Source organism: Desulfitobacterium hafniense DCB-2, from assembly GCF_000021925.1.
Taxonomy (GTDB): domain Bacteria; phylum Bacillota; class Desulfitobacteriia; order Desulfitobacteriales; family Desulfitobacteriaceae; genus Desulfitobacterium; species Desulfitobacterium hafniense.
On record NC_011830.1, the window covers coordinates 754,820 to 780,323 of the forward strand.

The 25,504-nt window shown below is 47.8% G+C and carries 23 protein-coding genes; 19 read left to right on the forward strand and 4 right to left on the reverse strand.

The window, feature by feature from the left end; translation table 11 throughout:
• Window positions 1-9: 9 nt before the first annotated feature.
• The 4 genes from DHAF_RS03405 (at window position 10) to DHAF_RS03420 (ending at window position 6,739) form a co-directional block, all read left to right on the forward strand.
• The gene (locus DHAF_RS03405; protein ID WP_011459256.1) at window positions 10-1,263 is read left to right on the forward strand and encodes a Wadjet anti-phage system protein JetD domain-containing protein; all 1,254 of its coding nucleotides are present in this window, start codon (window positions 10-12) and stop codon (window positions 1,261-1,263) included.
• Between the two features lie 39 nt (window positions 1,264-1,302).
• Window positions 1,303-2,961, forward strand: a complete 1,659-nt coding sequence (locus DHAF_RS03410) for a hypothetical protein (RefSeq protein WP_011459257.1) — start codon at window positions 1,303-1,305, stop codon at window positions 2,959-2,961.
• 449 nt (window positions 2,962-3,410) lie between these two features.
• Complete coding sequence (locus tag DHAF_RS03415; protein WP_015942936.1) at window positions 3,411-5,498, forward strand: RecQ family ATP-dependent DNA helicase; 2,088 nt, start codon at window positions 3,411-3,413, stop codon at window positions 5,496-5,498.
• A complete protein-coding gene (locus DHAF_RS03420) occupies window positions 5,498-6,739 on the forward strand; it encodes a DNA-processing protein DprA (protein ID WP_015942937.1) in 1,242 nt (413 codons plus the stop codon). The genes DHAF_RS03415 and DHAF_RS03420 overlap by 1 nt, the downstream gene beginning before the upstream one ends.
• A 233-nt stretch (window positions 6,740-6,972) precedes the next feature.
• On the opposite strand, the gene DHAF_RS03425 is transcribed toward DHAF_RS03420, so the two are convergent.
• Complete coding sequence (locus tag DHAF_RS03425; RefSeq protein ID WP_015942938.1) at window positions 6,973-7,722, reverse strand: ATP-binding protein; 750 nt, start codon at window positions 7,720-7,722, stop codon at window positions 6,973-6,975.
• Between the two features lie 233 nt (window positions 7,723-7,955).
• Here DHAF_RS03425 and DHAF_RS03430 point away from each other — a divergent pair, with 233 nt between their 5' ends.
• Window positions 7,956-8,573 (forward strand): hypothetical protein, encoded by a 618-nt coding sequence (locus DHAF_RS03430; RefSeq protein ID WP_015942939.1) that lies wholly within the window; start codon window positions 7,956-7,958, stop codon window positions 8,571-8,573.
• Window positions 8,574-8,621: 48 nt separating this feature from the next.
• Complete coding sequence (locus DHAF_RS03435) at window positions 8,622-9,203, forward strand: DUF3841 domain-containing protein (protein WP_011459262.1); 582 nt, start codon at window positions 8,622-8,624, stop codon at window positions 9,201-9,203.
• A gap of 78 nt (window positions 9,204-9,281) precedes the next feature.
• Here the strand turns inward: DHAF_RS03435 and DHAF_RS03440 are convergent, their stop codons facing one another.
• Window positions 9,282-9,626 (reverse strand): nucleotidyltransferase domain-containing protein, encoded by a 345-nt coding sequence (locus tag DHAF_RS03440; protein ID WP_015942940.1) that lies wholly within the window; start codon window positions 9,624-9,626, stop codon window positions 9,282-9,284.
• Window positions 9,627-9,858: 232 nt separating this feature from the next.
• Between DHAF_RS03440 and DHAF_RS24900 the strand changes: the two genes are divergently transcribed.
• Complete coding sequence (locus DHAF_RS24900) at window positions 9,859-10,299, forward strand: UvrD-helicase domain-containing protein (RefSeq protein ID WP_026198891.1); 441 nt, start codon at window positions 9,859-9,861, stop codon at window positions 10,297-10,299.
• A gap of 424 nt (window positions 10,300-10,723) precedes the next feature.
• A complete protein-coding gene (locus DHAF_RS03450) occupies window positions 10,724-11,005 on the forward strand; it encodes an FmdB family zinc ribbon protein (RefSeq protein WP_005814718.1) in 282 nt (93 codons plus the stop codon).
• Window positions 11,006-11,177: 172 nt separating this feature from the next.
• On the opposite strand, the gene DHAF_RS03455 is transcribed toward DHAF_RS03450, so the two are convergent.
• Window positions 11,178-12,053: a LysR family transcriptional regulator gene (locus tag DHAF_RS03455; protein ID WP_015942941.1), complete on the reverse strand. Its 876-nt coding sequence runs from the start codon at window positions 12,051-12,053 to the stop codon at window positions 11,178-11,180.
• Between the two features lie 126 nt (window positions 12,054-12,179).
• Between DHAF_RS03455 and DHAF_RS03460 the strand changes: the two genes are divergently transcribed.
• From DHAF_RS03460 to DHAF_RS03470, 3 genes are all read left to right on the forward strand, one after another.
• Complete coding sequence (locus tag DHAF_RS03460; protein ID WP_015942942.1) at window positions 12,180-14,102, forward strand: FAD-binding protein; 1,923 nt, start codon at window positions 12,180-12,182, stop codon at window positions 14,100-14,102.
• 158 nt (window positions 14,103-14,260) lie between these two features.
• Window positions 14,261-15,172: a hypothetical protein gene (locus DHAF_RS03465; protein ID WP_018214248.1), complete on the forward strand. Its 912-nt coding sequence runs from the start codon at window positions 14,261-14,263 to the stop codon at window positions 15,170-15,172.
• 32 nt (window positions 15,173-15,204) lie between these two features.
• Window positions 15,205-16,236 carry a peptidase U32 family protein gene (locus tag DHAF_RS03470; protein WP_015942944.1) on the forward strand — a complete coding sequence of 344 codons (1,032 nt, stop codon included), beginning with the start codon at window positions 15,205-15,207 and terminating at the stop codon, window positions 16,234-16,236.
• A 69-nt stretch (window positions 16,237-16,305) separates the two neighbouring features.
• Here DHAF_RS03470 and DHAF_RS03475 read toward each other — a convergent pair whose 3' ends face one another.
• The gene (locus DHAF_RS03475; protein ID WP_015942945.1) at window positions 16,306-17,619 is read right to left on the reverse strand and encodes an Ig-like domain-containing protein; all 1,314 of its coding nucleotides are present in this window, start codon (window positions 17,617-17,619) and stop codon (window positions 16,306-16,308) included.
• 264 nt (window positions 17,620-17,883) lie between these two features.
• Here DHAF_RS03475 and DHAF_RS03480 point away from each other — a divergent pair, with 264 nt between their 5' ends.
• The 8 genes from DHAF_RS03480 (at window position 17,884) to DHAF_RS03515 (ending at window position 25,446) form a co-directional block, all read left to right on the forward strand.
• Complete coding sequence (locus DHAF_RS03480) at window positions 17,884-19,161, forward strand: methyl-accepting chemotaxis protein (RefSeq protein ID WP_015942946.1); 1,278 nt, start codon at window positions 17,884-17,886, stop codon at window positions 19,159-19,161.
• 208 nt (window positions 19,162-19,369) lie between these two features.
• The gene (locus DHAF_RS03485) at window positions 19,370-20,056 is read left to right on the forward strand and encodes a Crp/Fnr family transcriptional regulator (protein ID WP_015942947.1); all 687 of its coding nucleotides are present in this window, start codon (window positions 19,370-19,372) and stop codon (window positions 20,054-20,056) included.
• A 145-nt stretch (window positions 20,057-20,201) separates the two neighbouring features.
• Entirely contained in the window at window positions 20,202-20,513 is a 312-nt protein-coding gene (locus DHAF_RS03490; protein ID WP_015942948.1) for a reductive dehalogenase membrane anchor protein, read from the forward strand.
• Complete coding sequence (locus tag DHAF_RS03495; RefSeq protein WP_015942949.1) at window positions 20,510-21,901, forward strand: reductive dehalogenase; 1,392 nt, start codon at window positions 20,510-20,512, stop codon at window positions 21,899-21,901. The genes DHAF_RS03490 and DHAF_RS03495 overlap by 4 nt, the downstream gene beginning before the upstream one ends.
• A gap of 305 nt (window positions 21,902-22,206) precedes the next feature.
• Window positions 22,207-22,524 (forward strand): hypothetical protein, encoded by a 318-nt coding sequence (locus DHAF_RS03500; protein WP_015942950.1) that lies wholly within the window; start codon window positions 22,207-22,209, stop codon window positions 22,522-22,524.
• A gap of 1 nt (window position 22,525) precedes the next feature.
• Complete coding sequence (locus DHAF_RS03505; protein WP_015942951.1) at window positions 22,526-22,957, forward strand: twin-arginine translocation signal domain-containing protein; 432 nt, start codon at window positions 22,526-22,528, stop codon at window positions 22,955-22,957.
• Window positions 22,958-23,010: 53 nt separating this feature from the next.
• Window positions 23,011-24,363, forward strand: coding sequence for an IS4-like element ISDha5 family transposase (locus DHAF_RS03510; protein WP_005808317.1), 1,353 nt, complete (start codon window positions 23,011-23,013; stop codon window positions 24,361-24,363).
• 24 nt (window positions 24,364-24,387) lie between these two features.
• Window positions 24,388-25,446 (forward strand): reductive dehalogenase, encoded by a 1,059-nt coding sequence (locus DHAF_RS03515; protein ID WP_015942952.1) that lies wholly within the window; start codon window positions 24,388-24,390, stop codon window positions 25,444-25,446.
• Window positions 25,447-25,504 lie beyond the last annotated feature (58 nt).

Genomic DNA, 25,504 nt, shown 5'->3' on the forward strand with positions numbered 1-25,504 from the left:
ATGTGAAGGATGGAGGACAAGGAAGTCAGGGAATACAAAAAGAAGATTCTCACCCTTTTATTGAGAAAATACCAAAACAGCCTCAGCTTCCAAACGGGAACCCCCGGCAAGCAGCGTCCTCAACTGACTATGGCCAAGTCTGAACTGGCCGCGGATTATGAAGACGAGCTGGATTTCCGCAAACGGGAGTGGATCCATGCCGCCTTGAAGGAACTCAGCCGGGAAGGGATCATCCAGGTAACCTGGCCGAAGCTGAAAGAGCATATTCAAGTCCATAAGGTCTATCTCAATTTTGCAGGGGTAGAGCGGGCTTATCAGCTGCTGGGGGAAACACCCCTGGAAGATAAACTCCGCCGGCTGAAGGAGAGCCTGTCTCCCCTGGCTGCTCATCCCTGGGTCTGGGTGAGAAGCTGGCAAAGGGAGACCTGTGCCAGGCTGGAGGAAAGAAAATCCGCCGGACTGGATGCAGATAATCCCCAGGGCTATGATGATCTGGTTAAGGTCCTTAAGGCACTTCCGGAACTTGAGGACAGCACCCCAAAGCGGGTATTCAGCCAAAGCCTTTTTCAGGACAGCAAGTACTTTGAAAAGAAGCTGGAAGGACGGCTGATCAGCCTCCTGCGCAAAATCTATCCCGAGGAACTGGATCAAGACGAAGACTATCTGGACCAAGTGGGCATCGTCAATAATCCGAAGCTGACCCTGCTTGCCGGTCCCTTGATCATCCACCCGGATCGGGATCTCAGTCATTTTTCCGGCGGTCTGGGTCTGTCGGCCCAGTCGGTGAAGGAGCTGATCATTCAGGATATCCCGGCCCAAACCATCCTCTTGATTGAAAATCTGACCACTTATCATGAAGTTCTGCAGGCACCGCCCATCCTCCCGGCACCGGTGCTGGCCATCTATACAGGAGGATTTCCCCACAAGTCCGCCCAAAAGCTGCTGGAGAAGGTCTCCGGCTTTTTAGAGAACCGCCGCCAGGGCCAAGGGCTGGAGATCTTCCATTGGGGCGATATAGACTATGGCGGCATTCGCATATTTGAATACCTGCGCAGAAATTTCTTTCCTAATTTAAAGCCTTATCGGATGGATGGGGTGACTTATCTGGAGTACGAAAGTGCAGGCCTGCCTTTTGGAGAGGATCAGGCCAAGAAGCTGGCAGCCTTATTAAGTGATCCCGGCTATAGTGATTGGCATGAGGTGATCGGGCTGTTGCTCAGCTATCGGAAGCGGGTCGAGCAGGAGGGTATTCGGGTTGGCTAAAGCTTATCGGCAAAGTATAGAGGGAAGAAGGTACAGAGCATGAATTATCATGAATTTATGGAAGCAGTTGATAAGAAATTAGCCCTCATGTCTGAAGCAGAAAAAAGCGGATGGATACATAATATGGCCCGGACCAGGTCAGAGCACGAACGGGCTGCATTTTTAAATTCGTTAATGGGAAAACAAGAGCATTTTCCGGTCATTTCTGAAAGGGAATGGATAGAAGCCTGGTGCAGAAAGATAGATAATCAGGAAATCTACTTCGAGTGCAGCTATGAAGAATATGGCGGGGACTATTGGGGTAGTGATGACGTCTATGAGTATACTGATATTTTTGAAATAGGAAAAGATCTTTTAAGAGCATTTAAGATTGCGGAAGGGTTGTTATTTCAAAAAGACTATAGCCGGGCGGCAGCGCTTTATGACCGGCTCTGCAGATTATCCTTTCCAACCCTGGAAGACGAAACGGAAGAATGGAGCGAATTGAGTCTGGAAGAGCTTGTCAGTGAAGGACTGGTAAGCCTGAACTTGAAACAGATTGCCCTGAATCTGCTCTATGCGCGCTATCAGGCTGCTGAGGGCAGAGAAAGATCAGCTGCGCTGTACACCTATCTCGCCTGGGATATGTGTAAGAACATAAGTATAGAAGAACTATTTACTGCAGGGCCGGAAGAACTTAAAGGGCTCGACGTATTCATGGAGGAATGGCTTGACTTCCTCAAAGATATCCCTGGCGATAGAGCGGGGGATTTATTAATCGAAGCCTGTCTATGTCGTGGGGGAATTGTCCGTTTATGTGACGTAGCCAAGGAAGTCTGCACAAGGCATCCCATTTTATATAAATATGCCTGTGACTATCTATTAAACGGGAATAAGGCGCTTGAGTGCGAACGGGTAGGACTGGAAGCTCTGGGCATGCTGCCTGAGCAGCTGATTGTCCGGGGGAAAATCGCCGCTATAACGGCAAAAGCCGCTGAACAACTGGAGCATCCCGACATCCTTAGGCAATGCTGGGAAGCTGCTTTTTATTCTGAACCAACCTTGAATCACTATCTGCAGTTATTTGAACTCCCCGATCACCGGAATATAGCGGACAGAGCGGCAAACTATGCCAAGACCTTACCGGAAAGACCTTCTACGGCGGAAGGTTATAACAACAGACAGATGCTGGTCAATCATCTTTCCCGGGAGCATAAAGCTGTCATCCGGTTTTTCAACAGAGAGTTTGCTGCTATTTATGAGGAGTGTAAAAAGAATAAGACCGCATTAGGCTGGAGCAGCGACTTTAAGGGGCTTGCTGTGCCCCTTTTTGTGCTGTTGCTCAGTAAAAATAAGGAGATCACCAAAGCCGGAGAAAAGCTTATAAACGGGATAGACTATAGACTGGGCTTCGAAGAAGAGGAGGGGGCGGATTTTCGGGAACTGTTTTTAAGATGGAAGGAAAAAGCGATTCTAACCGATGAGGAATATGAAAGGTATATTGAGTGGCTCAAAAAAGAAGTGGATATAAGAACGGAGGCTGTCGTAGGAGGGGGTCACCGGAAAAGCTATTATAAGGCCGCCGCACTGGTCGCCTTCTTAGGGGAAACCCTGGAATCCAATGGGATGGCCAATGGCAGAAGGATATTGATCGAGCATTATACAAAGATGCATCCCAGAAAAAGGGCATTTAAAGGAGAATTTGAAATGCTTAAATAAGTAAAGCGCCTTGTCGTCCAATTAGCGGATACTCACCCTCACGGTTATACCTGTTCACATATCCACGCATCTCATTGCCACCATAGCAAGGGTATTGACCCTCTTCTCGAAAAGCGGACAACCAGAGTTCAGGTTCTAACGAATCTCCCTATTTAGGGTGAAGAAAGAGATTGCCTCACCAGAAAGGGATGGTTGCTTATTTGAACAAGATCCTTGCATAGAAGCCGAACCCCGGCCATATAAAGCCGGGGTTCGGCTTCTTCAATATATTCTCAGAAGGAACTGGAAGGCTTACAGCTGGGGTCAAAAATCCTGCCTTGCGTATAGGTTAAAGCGATTTATTAGTAAAATTAGCAGGAATAGATAAAATTTGGAAGAATTATATCGAAAACAGCTAATTGATGAGATCTGTTACTCACATCCGAAAAGCAAATAAGGGGGGAATAAATATGCAGGCTCAGGCATTAAGTCTTCTAAGAAAAATGATTGGCAGGGATGCGGAGTTTCATCAAGGACAGTGGGAAGCTATCGAATCAGTTCTTCGGGGAAAAAAGACACTGCTTGTTCAGCGAACCGGATGGGGAAAGAGTGTTGTCTATTTTATTGGTGCCAAATTATTAAGGGAAAGAGGTTTGGGTCCAACTATAATCGTCAGTCCATTACTATCCTTAATGAGAAATCAAATCGAGAATGCAGTTAAGATCGGAATCTCCGCTGAAACCATTAATAGCGATAATACGGATGAATGGACAGAGATTGAAGAGAAGCTGAAAAGAAAGGCGGTCGATATTCTTCTTTTATCTCCGGAAAGATTAGGCAACAAGGATTTTACGGAACGTGTCCTTCCTTCAATAGAAGGAGGGATCGGCATGCTTGTTGTGGACGAGGCCCATTGTATTTCGGATTGGGGCCATGATTTCAGACCGGATTATCGAAGGATAGTTAGAATCATTAAACAATTGCCGCCCAATGTTCCTTTGATAGCAACAACTGCCACGGCCAACCAAAGAGTTGTTGATGATATTAAAGCTCAGCTGGGGGATGAGTTAAATAGTATTAGGGGGCCATTGACCAGGGAATCTCTTCAGTTGCAGGTGATCAAATTAGCTGACCAGGCAGAAAGGTTAGCGTGGTTGCATGAAAATATAAACAAGATGGAAGGGTCGGGAATTATCTACTGTTTAACCGTTGCGGACTGCAATAAGGTTGCGAAATGGCTGCGCGGCAAGGGAATCAATGCTTTGGAATATCATGCCGACTTGTCAAAAGATGCTAAAGAAAAAAGAAAATTGAGAGAGGAACGGGAACGGAAATTACTGAATAATGAAGTCAAGGCACTGGTCGCCACAGTAGCCTTGGGTATGGGCTTCGATAAACCCGATCTGGGTTTTGTTATTCACTACCAACGTCCTGGATCTATCGTTCGGTATTATCAGGAAATCGGACGGGCGGGGAGAGCTTTGGATAAAGCTTATGCGATTTTGCTGAATGGTGCTGAAGATGATGAGATAGAAGAGTACTTTATTCAATCTGCTTTTCCTACGCCAAAAGAAATGAATGCGGTTGTGAATGCTATAGAGAAGGCTTCATTAGGAATGACCAAAAACAAAATCCTCAAAGAATTAAATATGTCCTACGGAAGGGTAGAAAAGTGTTTGAAAACATTAGAAATCGAAGGAATAATTTATAAAGAAAAGAGCAGTTATTTTCGATCTCCGGTCAGCTGGCTGCCGGATTCAACGAAAAGCAGTGCAATCACTAAACTCCGAATAAATGAACTGGAAGATATGAGAAAGTTCGTCGATACGGAAGACTGCTACATGCGTTACATTTCCGCCAAGCTTGATGATCCTTATTTAAAAAACTGTGGTAAATGCCGTAACTGCCTGGATACTCAATTTTTCAGTGAAGTCGTCTCTCGGGATAATGTATTGGAGGCAATTCAGTTTTTAAAAGGAGAGTATCTGGATATTGAGCCCAGAAAGCAATGGCCTGCTGGAATTAAAGCTGAAGCAACTAAAAAAATACCTGAAGAAGAGCAAAACTTTACTGGAAAGGCACTATGTTCATATGGCGATGCAGGATGGGGAAGGGTAGTTGCCGAAGATAAATACCGCAATGAGTATTTTAGTGATGAACTGGTTGATGCTTCTTTGGCCTTATTAAAAAACACATTGTTAAAAGAAGACTTGGGATGGGTAACATCAGTGCCATCGCTTCGCAGACCTTTACTCGTTAAAGATTTTGCCATGAGACTTGCTGAAAAAATAGGCTTACCCTACATTGATGCAATAAGAAAGACTGAAGACACACCATATCAAAAGAAAATGGAAAACAGCTATCAACAGTGCAGCAATGCCCTGCATGGTTTTTCAGTTATTGAGAGGGTCCCCGAGTCTCCTGTCCTTTTGGTGGATGATATCATCGACTCTGGTTGGACTTTAACGGTTTGTGGGATATTATTAAGGGGAGAGAGATCTGGACCGGTATATCCATTTGCCTTAGCAAAGGCGTCAGGGTTAGAAGGTGGGGAATAATGAATAATATGTTAAGTCAAGACAGTCTGGCTATGGTGTTATTATGTACGACGGTCGGCCTCAGTAAAGATAATACGGAGATAAGGCCGTTAACGATTAAGCAATGGAATCAGTTTCTAAGAAGAATGTTCAATGCTGAAATAAAGAATCCGGCAGCTTTATTTGAGGTGGGGAAAGAGGACCTGAAAAAGAGGTTAGGTCTGAGTGACGAGGAAAGCCAGAGGATCCAATTTCTTTTGAGCAGGGCAGGGCAGGCCGTCGTCGAGTTGGAGAACTTAAACAATATGGGCATCTTTGTTACGACACGTGCCGAAAAAAGCTATCCGCAAAGACTCAAGAGTGTATTGAAGAAAGATTCTCCCCCGGTTTTGTTCTATTCCGGCGATATCGAATTAACTCAAATGGAAGGCATCGGTATTGTCGGATCAAGAAATATTGATCCTAAAGGACTGGAATTTACCAAAGAACTTGGGTCAAAGTCGGCCAAACAAGGATTAACGGTAATTTCCGGTGGTGCAAAAGGGGTCGATGAAGTGGCTCAGAATGAAGCGCTTAGACAAGGCGGGAAAGTCATCAGCATCCTTGCTGATAGTTTAGCGCAAAAGATCAAGCATAAAGAAGCAAGAGAAGCGATTATGGAACAAAGACTTTTGCTGCTTACTTCGTTTCATCCCCGGGCACCCTTTACCGTTTATAATGCCATGCAGCGCAATAAGTACATCTATGCATTATCTCATATCGCCGTGGTAGTTTCATCTGATTACAGCAAGGGTGGGACTTGGGCTGGTGCCACAGAGAATTTAAGAAATAAATGGGTCCCGCTGTTTGTGAGGAAAGATGATATTGTGCCGGAGGGCAATGAAAAATTGCTTAAAATGGGTGCAAACCCTTTGTCGGCAAAAGATCTTTTCTCGGAATCCTTTAATGCCAACAGGCTGTCTTCCCTTGCTGATCAATATTATGAACAGGGGTCGCTGTTTTCAGTTTCAAATTTACTTGAGAAAGAGACGGATTATCAGGTCTCCAATGATTCAGGTGAATCGGATCATGAGGAAAGAATCGACCTTTTTCCAGTCATTTGGCCGTATCTGGAGAGTGCATTGCAGAAAGCAAGAACCAAAGAAGAACTATGCACAATGTTGCATATCCATGGAAACCAAATGAAAATCTGGCTTGAACGGGCGCTTGCAGAGCAGAAAATCAAAAAAACACGAAAGCCAGCAGGGTATATCGTGCAATAGACTTCCGAAACCCTTAGTGAACGGAGACTGAAGCAACTGACTCATTTGCGGGACGAGAAGCTGATCGCTTTGGCAAAACTGCTGAAGGAATATAAGCGGCCGGGCTATCAGGAAAACATGATGGAGTGTATGCTTTTAACTCGCTGATGGTAGTTTGGGAAATCTCGGAGCTGCATGTCATATATAAGGAAAGGCTTCCCGGGAGTATGCACTCTTCGGGAAGCCTTTTTTGCTCAGTTATGAATCTGATTCTCCAGAATCCGGCCGTTGGTTGTGATCGTGACGACCTGCCAGGGTATGATTTGGCCGCTGTTTTTGAGAGCGGTTTTCACCGCGCTTTCCAAACCACCGCAGCAGGGAACTTCCATCCGGACAAGGGTCAGGGATTTAAGTGAGTTTTGCTGCAGAATGGCCGTCAGTTTTTCGCTGTAGTCCACAGAATCAAGTTTCGGACAGCCGATCAGGGTGACTCTGTTACGCATAAACTCGTTGTGGAAATTCCCATAGGCGTAAGCAGTACAGTCAGCAGCGATCAGGAGATGGGCATTATCGAAATAAGGGGCATTTGGGGGAACCAGCTTTATTTGCACCGGCCATTGTTTCAGCTGAGATTTATTCTCCTGCTGGGTTTCCGGTTTATAGGTGGATTCGGGACGGCTCAGCAGCTCGGCATGATTGCCTGGACAGCCGCAAGCCAGGGTATGCCCTTGGTGTTCATGATGTTCATTGTCGTCATGCTGGTGGTGGCTTTCCAGATGTTTTTTGACGGCTTCTTCATCAAATTCCACCGCTTCTCTTTCTTCAAAAGAGATCGCATCCTGCGGGCAGGCAGGAAGACAGTTGCCAAGCCCGTCGCAATAATCATCGCGAAGCAGGCTGGCTTTGCCATTTACCAGCACCAGCGCCCCTTCGTGACAGGCGGTAAGGCACAATCCGCAGCCGTCGCACGACTGCTCATCGATTTTAATAATTTTTCTGATCATTGTTGGCTCCTCCTCGGGGATTTTTACTTTCATTCTAACATGATGCAGGAAGGGGCGATGTGCGTAAAATCACGTTGTCACAGTTCATACATCCCTTGCCGATGGCAATGGACTAACGCGTTATTGCCAAAGGGATATCTATGGTGTAAAATGCCACTAGAACATTTGTTTGATTTCGGGGGAATGATTCGTATCAGCATGTACTATCTATATTAGGGGAGGGAGGAATCAATATGGGGTTGCTTCGGGAAATATTTGGTCCAAGTCAGCATGAGGTTTGGGAAGCATTATGTCAGGAAATTGGTGCGGACTTTATTGACGGAGGCTTTTTTAAAGGAACGAAAGTTGTTGCTGAAATCAAAGAATGGGTCATTACTTTAGATACCTATACCGTGTCGACCGGGAAAACATCCACAACCTATACCCGAATGAGGGCGCCCTACCTAAACAAAGATGGGTTTAAATTCAGGATATATCGCAAGGGGATTTTCAGTAATATCGGGAAGCTTCTCGGATTACAGGATATAGAGGTGGGGTACCCGGAGTTTGATGATCAGTTCATCATTAAGGGAAACGATAGCGATAAGTTAGTGAGTCTATTCTCAAACTCAAGAATACGCAAGCTTATCGAAATACAGCCGGATATCTCCTTGGAAGTCAAAGATGATGAGGGGTGGTTTGGCAGCGAATTCCCGGAGGGCGTTGATGAACTGTACTTTCAAGTTCCCGGAATAATTAAAGATATGGATAGACTGAAGACGCTCTATTTTCTTTTTGCCGAAGTGTTGAATCAGTTATGCCTTATCGATTCGGCTTATGAAGATAGTCCGGATGTAACGGCTCAGCTATAGTTGGCAACACCATGCCTAAGGCGAACTTGATAGCGGAGGTGTGCTGATATGCGCTTATGGACGATTCAAGATAAAGCGGCATATGACGACCTTTGTGAAAAGGGCGTTCTGCATTGCGATGCCGCATTAGCCGGGTGGTTGAAAGACGACTTGTTCAGGAAATCCTACGACTGGCTTGTTGGGGAAATGAAAGGGCGTGTCGGAGAGCCGCCCCAAGGCGTTGAGTATCCGGTATGGGCCTGGTATCTCCTGCTTGGCAAAAATGTAAAACCCGATTTGCGGAGAGTTGAGTTCAGAAATTATGTCGGCGAACACTATGTCATCGAAGCCGAAATACCCGACGAAAAGATCTTGCTGAGTGATGAGGAATACTGGCACTTGGTGCTGAACGACAGCTATTTTTCTGATGCGCCGGAAGATGATGATGAAGCTGAGGAACTTGCGGACAAATGGTTTGCTGGCCTGCCGGCACAAGAGCAGGAGCAAGTTAAACGAGAATCTTGGAAGAAGGTATTCGATAAAGCCTGCTGCCCGTGGACTTTTGTACAAGCGACTTTTTGGGAACTACGAAAAGAGCAAATTGTAAGCGTGAGAAAGTTTTATGGCAAGGCAAAACCAATTGAACTTTAAAGGCTTCCCCAAGAGTTATTTCTCTCGGGGAAGCCTTTGCTTCATTGAAGGTCGGCATAGTGAGAATTTAAATAGTTTTCACACCACGGCCCACAATGTTTCTCCTTCTTTAAGAACATTTTCAACAAAAGGTACGTGCATTGTTGACAGCTGGTTAAAATATTCCCCTTCATAAATATTGAGCGAAATATTTATGTCATAACCCACATCGTCAAGTAAAAGAAAATCATAAAGTTTATCTCTGTCTACTTTATTGCGATTGCGGACCAGAATCATAATATCAATATCGGATTCAGGCAAAGAATCCCCTCGGGCTTTGGAACCGTATAGAATGACAGAAATTAAATTATCTCCACAAACATCGCGTATATGTTGAATTGTTTTGTCTAAGGCCGTTTGTTCTGTTTTAGTTAGGGATGCCATAGAATCACTCCCGACTCAGAGTTAAATCTATCTGAATTATATCATGCAATATCACTTAGCTCAATTCCTTACTAAACCCCATATTCCTCATTCCCTTCCTCAAGCAGGAATTGACAAAAATCAGGAGAATATTATCGAAAACGGAAAGATACCTAAAAGAGACGGATAAAGCAAGTCTGTCTTTTAACGGTGATCGAAAATCAGGAAAGGATCTTTCATATTAAAGAGCTGAATGAACAGGCCCAGGAGATGGGTTGCTATCGATGAAGCCCAGGATATGGATGCTCATGAGTACGCCTTAATCCAGGCCTTGATGGAGCACAACGAGGAGATGCGGGTCATTGCCGTGGGGGATGACGAGCAGAATATCTATGAATTCAGAGGGGCCAGTTCGGAATATATGGTGAATCTGATCCTGGAGAAGCAGGCAACCCTGTACGAGCTGGTGGAAAACTACCGTAGTAAAAGCAATCTTGTACAGTTCAGCAATCAATTCGCCGCCAGGATTCCTCTCCGTTTGAAGGATACGCCGATTATCCCCAAGCAAACGGATCTGGGGAAAATCAAGCTGGTACGCTATCATAGCAATCAATCATCTTTTTACCCCGCTGGTGAAGGACATGCTCAGGGAAGGGCCGGCGGGCACCACCTGTGTCTTGACCAAAAAGAATGACGAAGCCTTGCGGATCACCGGACTGCTGGTGAAGAACGGTCTCCAGGCGAAGCTTATTCAATCAATGACGGGTTTAACCTGTATAATCTGCTTTTTTCTGAGCTCCCTTGGTTTGGCCGAGGGGGGTATTCACCATCAGCCCTGAGACCTGGACCGCGGCCAAGGGCAAGCTCAAAGAAAAATTTGCCCGCAGTAGTTTAGATTATTTTGCGACAGAAATCCCAATTTGACCCGTTACATTGCCGGCTCATTAAGTGCTCAACCCGGCAGTCATGGGTATCAAGCCTCCTAAAGGCCTTGGCACACTATTTGCAAATAGAATTAGGGCAAAGGTCTGCTCGTTATTTTCACATAGTTGCAGAAACACCTGAACTCTGAGCGGAGACCGTTTGATACGAAAAACAAAGCTGACGGGAGGAAGAAGATGAAAGAATGTAATGGATGCACTGGCTGCAACGAGGTCAATATGCCGAGAGAAATGGAAGAACTGGATGAAGTGCCTTCCAATCGCTTCCCGGAGTATACCATGCTCTGTGAGAGCTGTCGCCATGAATTCAAGCTTGAAGCCTCTGAAGAGGACATAGAAAAGGCTGTCTGCCCCGCTTGTCAAAGTGCCAAGGTGCAGAATCTCTATATTTCTTTTCCCGAGGATGGCCCTGGATTCAGGAAAAAAGTGAGTGGGTTCTCTTTTGGCGGCTGCAACTAGAACGCTGCACTTACTCCATCTGAACCATACAACAGTTCCCTGCCTATAAAGAAAACCCGGTTCGCCGAGCTTTACATTTTACGCATCACAAAGGCTTCCCAGGAGGTTGCACTCTTAGGGAAGCTTTTTTGTGTTCAATTCTTTTTTGTCTGCGGCTCTGCATCTGTACAGCTCAATCCGAGATATTCTCGCGGATTTTAGCCAGAATCTCCTTCTCCAGAGCAGACAGCTTTTTGCTCTGCCGCTTATAAACGAAAAACTCCCAAGCCAGATTCAAGTCCGTAAGGGGCAGGCCCAGCATGTCATCGGGAAGGACACTGAGCTTGCCGGCATAAAAGGAGATATAGCCCCGGCGCAGCAGATCCCAGGTCAGGCCCCATTCGGTATCCCCCACAACCGAATGCGCATCCAGGCCCCATTCCCGCAGCCGGTTCATCAGCCGTGACTGGGACCGGTTGTCCGAGTTTAGGGTAATGAGCCGTTGCCCCTTTAAATCCGCCATGGTCAGTTCCCTCTTTTGGGCAAGGGGATGGCTGCGCTGCAGAATGACCCCGATGGGGCTTTCGTAGTGAAAAATCTGCACAAAATTTCCCGAAGTCAGAGGGGATGTGGTCATAACCAGATCGCAGCCATAATTCTGAAAGGAGCGGCTGCGTTCATTATCCGGATAGCTTTGCAAACGGAATTGCAGCCTGGGATGGGCATCCATTAAATCAGGAAGAAAATGGGCAGGCAGCATCTGCAGCATTCCCATAAAAAAGCCGATTTTATATTCTTTCCTGCCCTCTCGATTCAGGTTGCCAAGCCGGGTGACAATCGAGTCATGGTGATGCAAAAACTCAAAGGCCTGCTGTTCCAGCTCCCCCCCACAATCCGTCAGTTCAACTCCCTGAGGAGTACGTATAAAAAGCCGGGCATTCAGCTCATTTTCTAAATTGGCGATAATCCGGCTGACTGCCTGCTGGCTGATAAACAGCCGCTCCGCCGCTTTCGTTATGCTTTTCGTCTCACATACTTTCAGGAAAACCTGCAGCTGCTTGTATTCCATGTCACCCTCCCTTAAGGGCACAACAATGGGTTGTTCCCCTGTGCAAAAAGTTTGTTTGTGATTTCACTTACTAATTTAGTATACTATGGGCAAAATCCAAGTTCAATAAAAGAAAGAGGGAGAGCTATGGTGGAAAAAGCAAAGGTATCACGCCGTCAGTTTCTGAGAAATACGGCCATCGGCGCTGTGGGGGTTGCCGCTGCCGGCTTTTTGGGAGGCTGCTCCAGCGATGCGGGAAGCACTAATCCCGGAGCAGCGGTGTATAAGCCCGGCACCTATACCGGCACAGCTAAAGGGATGGGCCAGGTCACGGTTACCATGACCTTCAGTGAAACGGCCATTACCGATGTTAAGGTGGATTGTGCCAATGAGACCGCCGAGATTGGCGGTGCGGCAGCAAACGGGCTGCAGGAAGCCTTGATGGCTGCCCAGAGTGCCGAAATCGACGGCGTTTCCGGCGCAACGATGACCTCCGATGCCGTGAAGGAGGCTGCCGCCAGCTGCATCAACCAAGCCCTCGGCATTGCTGTGGAAGCAGCCCAACCGGCCGACATCGATAATCCATTTCCTGCCTGCGAAGATCTCAGCGCTGTCAACGCGGCCATCAACAGCGGGGAAGTGGCTTTCGTTTCCGCTCCCATTACCGACTTTGTCAGGACGGTGAACGTGGACGTGTTGGTGTGCGGACAAGGTCCGGCAGGCATGGCTTCCGCTCTGGCCTGCGCCGAAAAAGGCCTGAAGGTGACCGCTGTGGAGAAGGGCAAGAATCCCACCTGGCGCAGCGCCACCATGGGCGCCTTTAACGACCGCATCCATAAGAAGTTTGGCGTCACTTTTGATATGAAGCAATGGCTGGATGACGCCATGATCAATTGCTCTTACCGGGGCAGCCAGGAAATCTACCAGCAGTATATCAATACCTGCGACGAGGCTGTAAACTGGTTTCTGGACAAACTGGCCCTTAAGGATGAAGATTACTTCCTGACCTTCAATGCCGGGGATTTCCGGGATTTCAACGCCGCTTATGATGAGCTGAGCCTGAGCCGCAGCTGGAACACCTCCATCAACATCCCCATCCCCGCCCCTGAAATCATCGCTGTCATGCAGCAGCGGATTGCCGATGCGGGAGTGGAAGTTCTCTTCAATACACCGGTGGTTCAGCTGGTCAGGGAAGGAGGCAAGGTTACCGGCGCTGTGGTCAAGACCGAGCAGGGCTATGTCAAGTATCAGACCGCCAAAGGAGTCGTCCTGGCCACAGGCGGTTACGAGTTCAACCCGGTGAAGCTGAATGCCTGCTGCCGTCCCCGGGACCTTGCCCTCAGCGGTTGGATGAACGGCACCAAGACCAATACCGGTGACGGTCATGAAATGGCCAAAGCCGTCGGGGCCATGGAGGATGAATACCCCCATCCTCTGATGCTGGACCCCCAACAGCTGATGCCCTTTCTGCGCGTCAACAAGTCAGGCAAACGCTTTACCGCCGAATATGAAGCCTACAACCATCTGTCCAATGCTATCCAATCCCAGCCAGGTGCTTACGACTACTATATTGTGGACGCCAATTGTTCAGCCATAGTTGACAAAATCTGGACCCCGTCCTCCGGCTGCTACGCTCCCAAAGAAGTCTGGATCGCCGCCGCCACCAGCGACAAAGCCCTGGTGGCCAATACCCTGGAAGAGCTGGCCGGGAAAATGGGCGTGGACGCGGATGCTTTTGTAGCCACCATCAAACGCTGGAACGCCATGTGCGACGCCGGCGAAGACACCGACTTCCACTTCCCCGGCAAGATGATGCATAAAATAGATACGGCCCCCTTCTACGCAACCAAGGAAATGGCGGAGGCCCTGTGCACCGCCGGCGGCCTGCAGATCACTCCCCGGAGCGAAGTGATGGCTGCCGACGGCCAAGCCATCCCCGGTCTCTATGCCATCGGCAATGTTTCGGGCAGTATGTTTTCCGGGACCTATCCCCACAATCAGAATTGCCTCAGCCACAGCCGCTGCGTTACCTTCGGCTATAATGTGGCCAAAACCCTGGCGGCGCGGTAAGCATAGAACAACAAAAGCTTCCCGGAGAGCGATGCCTCTCCGGGAAGCTTTTTCCTCTGCTCATGCCTGTTTAAGGAACAATTCTCAAAACGAATGGGCTCAGATCCCTGCCGAAAATCATACTATAGTAGGGTATCAATCAAGTAACTCTACCGGAGGTGAGTGATCTGGAATGGGTCCTGGCTATTCCCCATGAACAGGCGTTCAAAAGAATGGAGGAACCTTGGGGCGGGGCAAAAACAAGTTACCTGACAGGGATCAAAGAGACTCTGGAAGCAAACTACGGCCCGATACATTTTACGAGGCTTTATTTTGGCGAGGAATTCTGCGAAAGGGCGTTATCCACGGGAAAAGCTTTGGAAGAGGCAGTTGCTGCGGCCGAAGAACGTGGCTGGGGATTTACTTACGTCACCCCCTATCTGACTGAGACCGGACTGACTAAAGTCCGGCTGCTGCTGGACATCCTGGCCCAAACAAAACCTGAGGCTGAGGTGGTGATCAATGACTGGGGTGTGCTGGATTGGGTGACAGAGCATCACCCCACCTTTACCCCCGTTCTGGGCCGGCTGATGAATAAAATTATCCGGGACCCCCGGATGCCGGATTCCCTGCGGAATTCGCCGGACCAAACGGTGATGCACAAGTTCCGGACCTGCAATCTGGCCGGGGGAGAGATGAAGGACCTGCTTGACCAGTATCAGGTAAAACGGATTGAACTGGATTATCCCCCTCAGGGACTGGACCCGAATCTGCCCGCCTGGGGTTATGACATCTCCTTATCTATCCCTTATGGCGTGATTATGACAGGCCGGATTTGTCTGATGCAATCCTGGGGATTGGCTGCCGGGGAAAAGTTCAGAACCACCGGGCCGTGCCCCCGGAGATGCCGGTTAGGCTGGCTGGAGCTGTCCGACCCCAGTGGCCGGGTTAAGAAAGATCAGGATTGGCAAATCATGCAGAAGGGAAACACTGTCTTTTATCGTCAAAGCAAAGAATTCCTGGCTGAGATTTTGACCGAGGCGGAAAAAACCGGGGTCAGCCGGATGATCTTCCAGCCGGAGCCAATCTAAACGGAGTCATTGATCGCTCAGGGAGGTGTATAATGAACATCCTGGCACCGGTAAGTTCCGTAAAGGAAGCGGAACAATTAATCGCCCATGGCGCCGACGAACTTTATTGCGGAATAGGGCTGGGGGCATTGAAGAACAGGCCGGGGAACACGGACCGGGAAATCTGGATCAACCGCCGTGAATCAGGCAACGCCAACATCCCCGACCTGGAAAGCTTGTCGCTGCTGGTTGATCACGCCCATGCCCAAGGGAAAAAGGTCTACCTGACCTTGAATCAACCGGGCTATGCTCAGGATCTCTATGGGGAGATTCTGGCTTTTGTCAGAGAGGTCAAAAAGAGCTGCCAGGTGGATGCTTTTATCGTTGCTGATCCGGGGCTGATCCGGATGCTGATCGGGAAGGAACCGGATATGGTGATTCATGTCAGCAGCCTGGCCGGGGTTTTAAACAGCTCCGCCGTCCTGTTTTTTAAGAAGCTGGGCGTCAAACGCATCGTTTTTCCCCGTTATCTGGAGGCGGAGACCCTTAAGAAGATCATGGACAGGGCGGGGGAGGATCTGGAATATGAAGTCTTTATCCTCAACGACGGGTGTATGTTTGAGGAATCCCACTGCCATGTCAGTCATCAGTTCGGCGGTGCCTTCTGTCATAATCCGGCCTGGCGGTATAAGCTGATCCCGCCGGAAGAGGGCGGGATTCTGGAGACCTGGAAGTTAAGAAACTTAAAAATTGCCGGGGAGACCTTTGAGGGCAATGTGGAGGAATGGAAAAGGTGGCAATGGCTCGGAATTAAGAACGGCGGCGGCTATATCGGCGCAAAATATCCGCTGGGCATGTGCGGTCTGTGCACCTTGCCCGAATATCGGGATATGGGGATAACCTCCTTGAAAATTGTGGGCAGAGAGGCCCCTCTGAGCAAGAAAATCAAGAGCGTCCAACTGCTAAAGAAGGTCTTGGACTATCAAAGGGAAGAGCATCTGCCCGATGAAGTGCGGGATTATGCCAGGAGGACTAAGGGAGCCAGGCTGCTTTGCGGGAGCGGGTATATGTGTTATGAACGCTGACTGCGGACCACAAGACCCCGGAGAGATGTTTGCTCTCTCCGGGGTCTTGTTTGCGGTCTTGCTGAGAAACTACCGAATCGTCACCCGGCTGCCATCCGATGTTTTTTCAATCGTTGGCGAGTAAATCCCGGCAGCGTTTTTGATATTGATTTGGAAGGTTGCAGGGTCACCGGTTACCTGATCTCCAGAATCCACTAAATGTTTGGCAATATAAGTGTAGGTTCCGTCGTTATTATTGACTTCCACGAAACTATCAGGATTGCTGCCGTTAATCTTGAAGTTGCTGAGTTTGGCCACAGCTTCATCCGTAGTGAATTTTAGAGTAATGACATCGCCGATAGTAGCTTTGGTGGGATCTGTATTATCAGAAGAAATCGCTACCTTGGAGATTCTGGCGTACTTAGGAATGATCGTGACTGTACTTCCGTCAGATGTGGCTTCAATAGTCTGAGAGTAGATCCCTGCGGCGTCCCTGACATTGATTTGGAAGGTTGCCGGGACACCTGTAATCGGATCGCCGGAATCCACTAAATGAGTTGCGGTATAGACATTGCCGGTATGTGTGAACCGATCCGGGTTGCTTCCATTGATCTTGAAGTTGTTTAATTGTGTCACAGGCACACTGGCGGTAAAGGTCAGAACAATGGTATCGCCATGCATAGCTTTTGTCGTATCGGCGTTATTGGAGGAAATCTTTACATTGCTGATGATGGGTTGGGCTGTGACATTGACCGTGCAGTGAGCGGTCTTTGAGCCCTCCGCTGTTGTGACCGTAATCGTTGTCACACCTGGGGTCAAGGGAGTCACCACACCCTTGCTGTTAACCGTGGCTACGTTTGAGTTGCTGGATGTCCAGGTTACCTTCTTGTTCGTGGCGTTGCTGGGGGATATAGTGGCTTTTAAAGTCCCTGTTGCTCCCCCTGCCGACAGATTCATGGCGGATTGATTCAAGGTGACGCCCGTTACACTGATTTTCCCGGTTCCCCGGGGATCAGCTACAGTCACCTTACATTTTGCCGACTTGCGCCCATCTTCCGTTGTCACAGTGACATAGGCTTTGCCTGCCTTGACACCGGTGACCTTTCCGTTGGCGTCCACTGTTGCGACCTCTGTGTTGCTGGATGTCCAGGTGACCTTTTGATTCGCTTTAGAGGGAGCGATTTTCACGGCCAGAGTAGCACTATCCCCGACCTTAAGGAACATCCGTTTCTTCAAAATTATTGCCGATACTTTATGAGTTTTGCAATCCTTGGAGCTGCTTTGGATGGATTTTTCATGGGACTGAGCCCAGGATGGGGGTGCCGCCAGCACAGGCAATGAGGAAGACAGGAATAAACCCACTATACAGACCGTTGCGAATAGAGCTTTAAACTTTCGTTTCACTAGATTGTACCTCCCTTAATCGTATTCACTGTTTTAATACGAAAATTCAACGGTATTTTGTGGGGAGGCTTCCATATTTTTAATTTAAGTAAAAACAGCTATGATGTTTATCTTCCTCCAAAAGAAGAGTACGTGCAAAAGCTGGGCGCTCAGCTCATTTTCCAAATTGGCGATTATCAAAAATTTAGTATACGCTAAATATTTCAAAAGGGTTTTTCTTTATACTATTCTGGTACCAATATTTACAAAGGAAGGATGCCGTCCATGAAATTATCTTTATCAAAGAAGATCTTCGGGTTCCTTTTGGCTGCTCTATGTGTATTCCTGGTGCTGGCAGGAGCTAATATCGCCCTGCTGCGTGCGGCGGTGGACCACCGGGAGGAGCTGTCTCAGCTGACGGCTGTGCTCAACATCGCCCTGCCCCTGGCCGGTTTGTTGCTGGGAGGAATTGCTGTCAATCTGCTTTTTCGCCATTCCAGAGTGTTGAATCTGAGCAATGATTTTTACCAGCAGATAGGCACAGGCAATCTTACGGAGCAGATGGCCAACCAGTATCGGGCCAAAATCGGTGAAGCTTTTGAAGTGCAATTCAAAATGCTTCAGGGGCGCCGGATGCTGGTCAAAAAACTTTCCGACACCTCCGCTGATTTGGAAATGACCGGCGGTGAACTGACGGCGGCGGTCAAAGATGCCTTTGCTGTGAGCGGGGATATTGCTCGTATCCTGGAGCAGCTGGCTGCCGGAGCCAAAGAACAGGCCTTGACTCTGGAAAACACCACCAGAATTATCGAAAAGCTGTCGGTCCATGCCGACGAGGTGGCAAAAAACACCGGGAATGTAGGCCATAGCAGTGCCAAAGCGGCGGAGGCAGCGGAAGCGGGCTTGCTCCAGGCGGAAAATATGATGCAAAAAATAGAGGAAATCAGCGACCTTTCGGTTCAGACAGTTGAAGTAGTGGCCATGCTGGGAGAGCACTCCACCCGGATCGGGCAAATCGTGGATGTAATCAAGGGGATAGCCGATCAAACCAATTTATTAGCTCTGAACGCGGCCATTGAAGCCGCTCGAGCCGGCGAACAGGGCAGAGGATTTGCCGTTGTGGCGGAGGAGGTGCGGAAGCTGGCTGAACAATCATCGTCTTCCACAGCTCAGATCGCCCAATTGATCGAGGGGATGCAGGAAGAGACGGCACGGGTCGTTGCAGTGATGCAGAAATCGAAGGATGAAGTGGCGGCAGGTGTTGAAACGGTCAGGTTGGCCGGCGATTCCTTTCAGGTTATTGTCCGGGAAATCAACACTCTGGCAGAGCAGCTGAATCAATTCTCTGCAGCGTCCCGGGAGATGGCGGCCGGAACCGGGCAGACCACCGGCTTAATCCAAAGCATCGGTGCTATTGCTGAAGAAACAGCCGCCAGTACTGAAGAGGTATCCGGTTTAGCGAAAAAACAGGCTGCTCAGATGGAGCTCGTCAACCACTCGGCAGAAAACCTGGATCGGGTCAGGAAAGGTCTGGCCGGTCTTGTTGCCCAGAACAAACTATAACAAAGCGGCCTGAAACGAAAAGGCTGAGCAGCTTTATTACTTTCACACCCTGGCTCAATTTGACGAATTTAGTCCAGGCTAAATAAATATCCAGGCAAAACAGCTATAATTAATTCCAAATATAATTCTTTCATTACTGCATTTTACCCCGCCTTTCCTGGTGAAGCAATTAACAAAGTCATCTATAGCTGGTCTGGAGGATAAAACAATGGGAGAAATTCTTAAAAATTATATTTTTCCGGATACATTTTATCCGGTGCCTAAATTTAAAGACTATATCTATTTAGGCTCACAACGCAGTTACTGTAAGGGGGAAACCGTCTTATTACCTGACGAAGTGCTGGGCAGAATTATTTTTGTGCTTTCCGGCAAACTCAATGTCTCCAAGATCACCGAAGACGGCAGAGAAAAATTTGTCTATTCTGCCGGGCAGTTTTGCTTTATGGACAGATTATTTACATTTGAAAATGACCATATGCAGATTGTGGCTATCGAAGACAGTAAAGTCTGCCTTTTCAGCAAAGAACAACTTTTGGCAGCCTTTAAGCAAGATGAAGAACTCATTATTGATGTTTTACGGCATTATGATTCCAAGGTGTATTACTTTATGAATCTAAACAGTGAAATTAATCTGTATTCCCCTTCGGTCAGGCTTTTGCGCTTATTTTATGAACTGAGCCACTCCAAAGGAGAATATGACAAGGGAGTTTGGAAAGTTGAGATAGAACTGACCAATAAAAAGATTTCGGAAATCACCGGACTTCATTATGTCACCGTAAGCAAGATATTAGGAAGTCTCAAAAAGGCAGGAATTCTTAAAAAAAGAAAAAGTAAAATTATTATTTATGATCTGGAAAAACTAAAAGCTCTTCTCGAAGAGGGGATAGCTTATTAACTGACTGATAGGAACTGCTTTCTCAGCGCAGCGTTGAAAGCAGTTTTTTTGTTGAGATTATCTTGGCGAATCAGCAAAAAGTAGCCATGGCAAATAAAGCAGAAAGAGAAATCAGGTACAATATCCTTAAAAAGGGGGTGAAAAAATGGGAACTATCCTGATTTTTTTGGCGGGAATATTATTTCTGGCCGGAATACTTTTTATTAAACCCTATGCCCAAAAGAATGTAATGTGGAAAACCGTGCTTATTTGGGCTTTATACGGGGTGGGGAGCGCCGTTTTATGGATGGGCGTTTCCTTTATTTATCTGAATGCCGCGGTTGGTCACACCAAGGCCACCAGCACAGCTATCTTCTTATTCGGAGGACTCACCGTTGTTATCGCTGTGATTCTGGCACGCGTGTTAGGATTCATCGGTAATAACAAAAGCAAAACTATGGAGTCAATATCTTCATGAAAGGACTGATCAGGTTGGCCGATTCTTCAAAAAACCAAAATACTTCGGAACAAAAACTTCAGTTAAGCCGCCGGGGTTTCTTGAAAACCGGAGCGGCAGCCGCTGCCCTGGGTGTTCTTGGCGCGGTTAAGGCGCCATCCAAAGTAGCTGCAGCCGCGGTAAACAACTATGAGTACATTCCACCCGGAAAAGGGCAATGGTCTAAGCTGAGACCCAAGCCTAATTATGGAGGCGCTTCGGTCAGGCTCGCCGAACATAATGACCAATGGCTTGGTACCTCGAAGATTGTAGGGACGGTAAACAAGTCCAAAGAAAGCGATATGGGGTTTACACTGGCTATGGAGGGGAAATTAGGCCCCAAGGCCCAGGCGGGGTTCTATACGATCGGGCTCAGACATCCCCTGAGTGATGCCATGGGAATGGCTATTGCACCCATTTCCGATACTATGTGGGTGGAAGGTCATACCAGGCCGGAAAAACTCCCGATACCTGATCCCGAGCAGATGTCCATGCATATTAAGGATGTTGCTTATTATCTGAGAGCGGATGAGGTCGGGATCGGAAATATGCCGGAATACGCTTATTACTCCCATAAAATGCAGCCTTCGATGATAGGGGTTATCGCGGGTATGGTGCCAAAGGGGACACCTTTCGAAGATGTACCCTATGAGGAGAAATTGCCCTATGTCATCGTTGTGGCGGTCGAGCAGCACTTGGAGACCTATCTGGCCTCGACCGGTTATGATGGCATTTCAGACTCCCAATCTTTTCGAAGTTATCATGCCACAGCCAATATTGCCCTGATTATAGCCCAATACATCAGAGGCTTGGGTTATCATGCCAGAGCGCATCACTTTGGCAACTATGGGGCTGTAATGGCGCCTTGCATGATCGCGGCAGGGATGGGGGAACTTACCCGGACAGGGGACACGGTAGCCCATCCGCGCATGGGGTATCGCAACAAAGTGGCGGCGATCACCACGGATCTCCCTTTAGTCCCGGATAAACCCATCGATTTTGGCATGGCGGATTTCTGCCGTGTGTGCAATAAGTGTGCCGATAACTGCCCTGCTGAAGCGATCACCCATGACAAAGACATGGTTGAATACAACGGCTATCTGCGTTGGAACAGTGATTATAAAAAATGCGCTGAATTCAGAGCAGGCAACGATGAAGGAGTCAGCTGCGGAAGGTGTATCAAAGTATGTCCGTGGAGTTCCAAAGAGGATTCCTGGTTCCATGAAGCCGGCATATGGGTGGGGAGCAAAGGAGAGGCCGCCTCAAAGCTCTTAAAAGGGATTGATGACATGTTCGGTTATGGCACGGAGATTGTCGATAAACATAAATGGTGGCTGGAATGGCCGGAATTGTATAAATTCGATTATTGATATTGAGAGCCCCTTCCCGTTTTTCCTATATAGAAATCATGCGGCGTATAATCCGCCGCATGATTTATTAACAAACCATGTTTCAGCCTCTGATTCATTTTACTCCATAGCTGGAACGTTCAGCACACTGGAGGGGTACTCCACAGATATGCCAAAGAACTGTATCACTGGATATAGGGGCAATATGTCTAAACAACGTATAATGAGAACCGAAACGGAAAATAAAGGAGGGGATAATGACACGAAGACGTATGTAGGGGAGAGCTTTTCAATAATTAGGCAGAGAAAAGGAGATGGATAGTGATATGAGTGGATTCATTGGCTATGGATTGGGAATCGTTACTGTCCTTGCTGTCCAACTGTACAAAAAGAAGGAGACGATGAAGAACCGCAAGTTCAGTGCCTGGAACTGGGGAATGGCTGCTTTTGTTTCGCTCTATGCCGGCTTCCTTGTATATTGGGTCTATATGGGAGTATGGGAAGGGCAGCCTAAACCCGGGGTAGTAGGATTGTTCATATTTGGCGCGATTGGTGTGGCAATGGTGGCGATAGCCCAACTCGTGTTCAATAAATTGGCGGGCAGAAAAATGATCCATAAGGCAACAAAGGAGGGGCAGGCATAAGATGGACGTAAAAGTAAGCAGAAGGTCATTTCTCAAGGGCACAGCATTAACGGGAGCGTTGACCGGTTTATTTACATTTACACCGGGTGCCAGGGAAAAGCTGATGGGTGACGGTGCTGCGGATGCCCTTGAATATCGCAGAGTGGACAAACCAACCTATGAGACAGTCGGTGAAGTCGGGCGATTCGATAATCGGAATAATGCTCACTCCCGTGGGTATTGGGATGAAAGCCAATCTTATTACATGTTTGGCCCCCAAGGGATGACGGCACTTCATGATACCGTGAAAAATATTGCCGCCGGCACACCTGAACCGGGATTTGATCATCGTCTCAACTTTCGCAGCGCGAAAATCTGTTCAAACTCAGTCTACTACTGGATTAGGCTAAAAATATTTTGTTCATTGACAGAAAAACACCTTTCGAATTGGTAAAATGGAAGTGACCAAACAACCATAATTTCCAAAACAGAAAGGTGCGTATCTCCATGTTACAACACAACTCTCTGCCTGAACAGCATCAAAATCAGCTTTCTTTAATTTTTTCTTCCCTTAAGCTTAGTCAGCTGCTTCGAGCCGCTGGGATCCGCAAGTCCTATGGGGTTTCAAGCTTCGTTGTCTTCCAAATCATTTTCCAACTCGTTTTTCAAGGTCGAAATCTGTTTCGGCTGTTAGAAGGAAGCCGGGCAGAATCTCTTCCAGGTAAAGATGTTGTTTATCGGTTTCTCAATGACTCTCGGTATAACTGGAGGCGTTTTTACCAGTTACTCAGCCTCAAGATGGTCGGACGCTTTGAAAAGCTCACCTCTGCGCAGCGTATCCGTGTTTTTATCGTAGATGATTCTGTAATGGAGCGCGAACGAAGCAAGAAAGTTGAACTCTTAGCCCGAGTGTTTGACCATGTTTCGGGCCGCTTTGTTCGCGGTTACACCTTACTAACCTTGGGCTGGTCTGACGGGTTCAGCTTCGCACCCCTTGATTTTACATTGATGAGTTCTGCAAAAGCTAAAAATCGTCTTTGTGAAATGAGAGAGGACTTAGACAAACGCTCCGTAGGCTATAAGCGTCGCCTGGAAGCGATGAGCCCTAAACCGGACACCGTGGTTCAAATGCTTGAACGAGCTCTCAAAGCCGGATTCTCAGCGGATTACGTCCTAATGGATAGTTGGTTTACCCATGCTCCACTTTTGCAAAAGCTAAGGGATAAGGAGCTTCACGTTATTGGAATGGTTAAAGAACTTAAGCAGCGTTATCTCTTTGAAGGAAAATCACTCAGTTTACGAGAGCTCTACGCGAGAGTCCCAAAGAACCCGAAAGCAGAAATACTGGGTTCAGTGCGTGTTCATACCCCTTCAGGCTTAGCTTTAAAAGTTGTTTTCGTCCAGAATCGAAACAACCGAAGAGAGTGGTTAGCGATCTTAACCACCGATCTTTCCTTAGAAACTACTGAAGTCGTAAGAATTTACGGGATGCGTTGGAGTATCGAAACGTTTTTCAAAATGGCCAAATCGCATTTGAAGCTAGGAACTGAATTTCAGGGCCGATCCTTCGATATGATGGTTAGTCACACAACCATAGTCTTTACCCGTTACCTCATCCTGGAGTGGGAACGAAGAGAAAACAATGATGAACGCTCTCTTGGGGGACTCTTTTATCTTTTTGCTGATGAGGTTATGGATTTAGACTTGAAAACAGCACTACGTCAGTTAATGACGTTTGTTCTTAATCTACTACCCAATAAACCAGAGAATAACGAATCACTCAGTCAATTACAAAAGTGGATTGCTGCATTACCCAGTTATATCAAGGCTCTATTCCCTCAACTGGGGTGCGAAAGTTGAGATCATCGTGATTTATCATTATTTATGAGTTCTGCCCTGTTATTTAAGGTGGGCAGCTTTGCGACCTCGCATATTTGGGAGCCGGAACTGCCTCCGGGATTAACAGAACCCTATCAGACGACTCCGGAAGAAGCAGCCCAGACGGTGAAAATGGCGGCGAAGCATTTTGGTGCCAGCGTTGTTGGAACATGTAAGCTTAATCGGAATTGGCTTTTTAGCCATAGATATCACAACGAGAACTGGAAGACGGATGCCAAAGACTTATTTACGAAAGTTTTCGGTCTTGAAAAAGGCCTGTTGGGACCGGTCATGACGCCTGAGGAAAGAAAGACGCTGCAATTGCCCCATGTTGACGATGAATTGCCCCAGGAGATGAATAATGTGGTCGTCTGCGGCATTGAAATGGACTATGAGGCCTACCGGCGGACCCTTTCCTGCGTTGAAGTAGCTGAAACATATCGTGCCTACAGCTTTGATAAATTCTTGATTATGCATTTGGCTCTCTTTATCAATTATATGGGCTACCGTGCCTGGCCCTTTGGCAGCTATGGACCGGGATTGGGAATCCCCATGGCCGTTGATGCCGGGTTGGGGGAGATGGGGCGGAATGGTCTCCTCATCAATCCGGAGCTGGGACCTCGCCTGCGCATTTGCGGCGTGATCACCGACATGCCTATGCAGCCGGATAAACCCATCGATATGGGGGTGGCTAAATTTTGTGAGACCTGCGCAATTTGTGCCGATAATTGTCCTTCCGAGTCTATTCCCAAAGATAATAATCGTACAGCCGAAGCTGTTTATAACACCACGAATTATGGTGTTAAAAAGTGGCCGATCGATGCCAGCAAATGCAAAGCCTATTGGGATGACCACAATATAAGCGCCTGCGGCAACTGTGTCCATTATTGTCCCTATAACAAGCCCAATACGGCAATGCACAGAATGGCCGCCCATATGGCGCCGGTTCTGGGGTCCGCACTTGTTAAAATGGATGAAACGCTGGGGTATTCAGAGCCTAAAGATGTGGCAAGTTGGTGGGCCCAGAACCCGAATAAGTTTCATCCGAGAAGCACCAGGAAGTAAGCGGAACGACAAAGACTGCCGGCTCTCCAACGGGAGCCGGCAGCTCACGATATGGTTT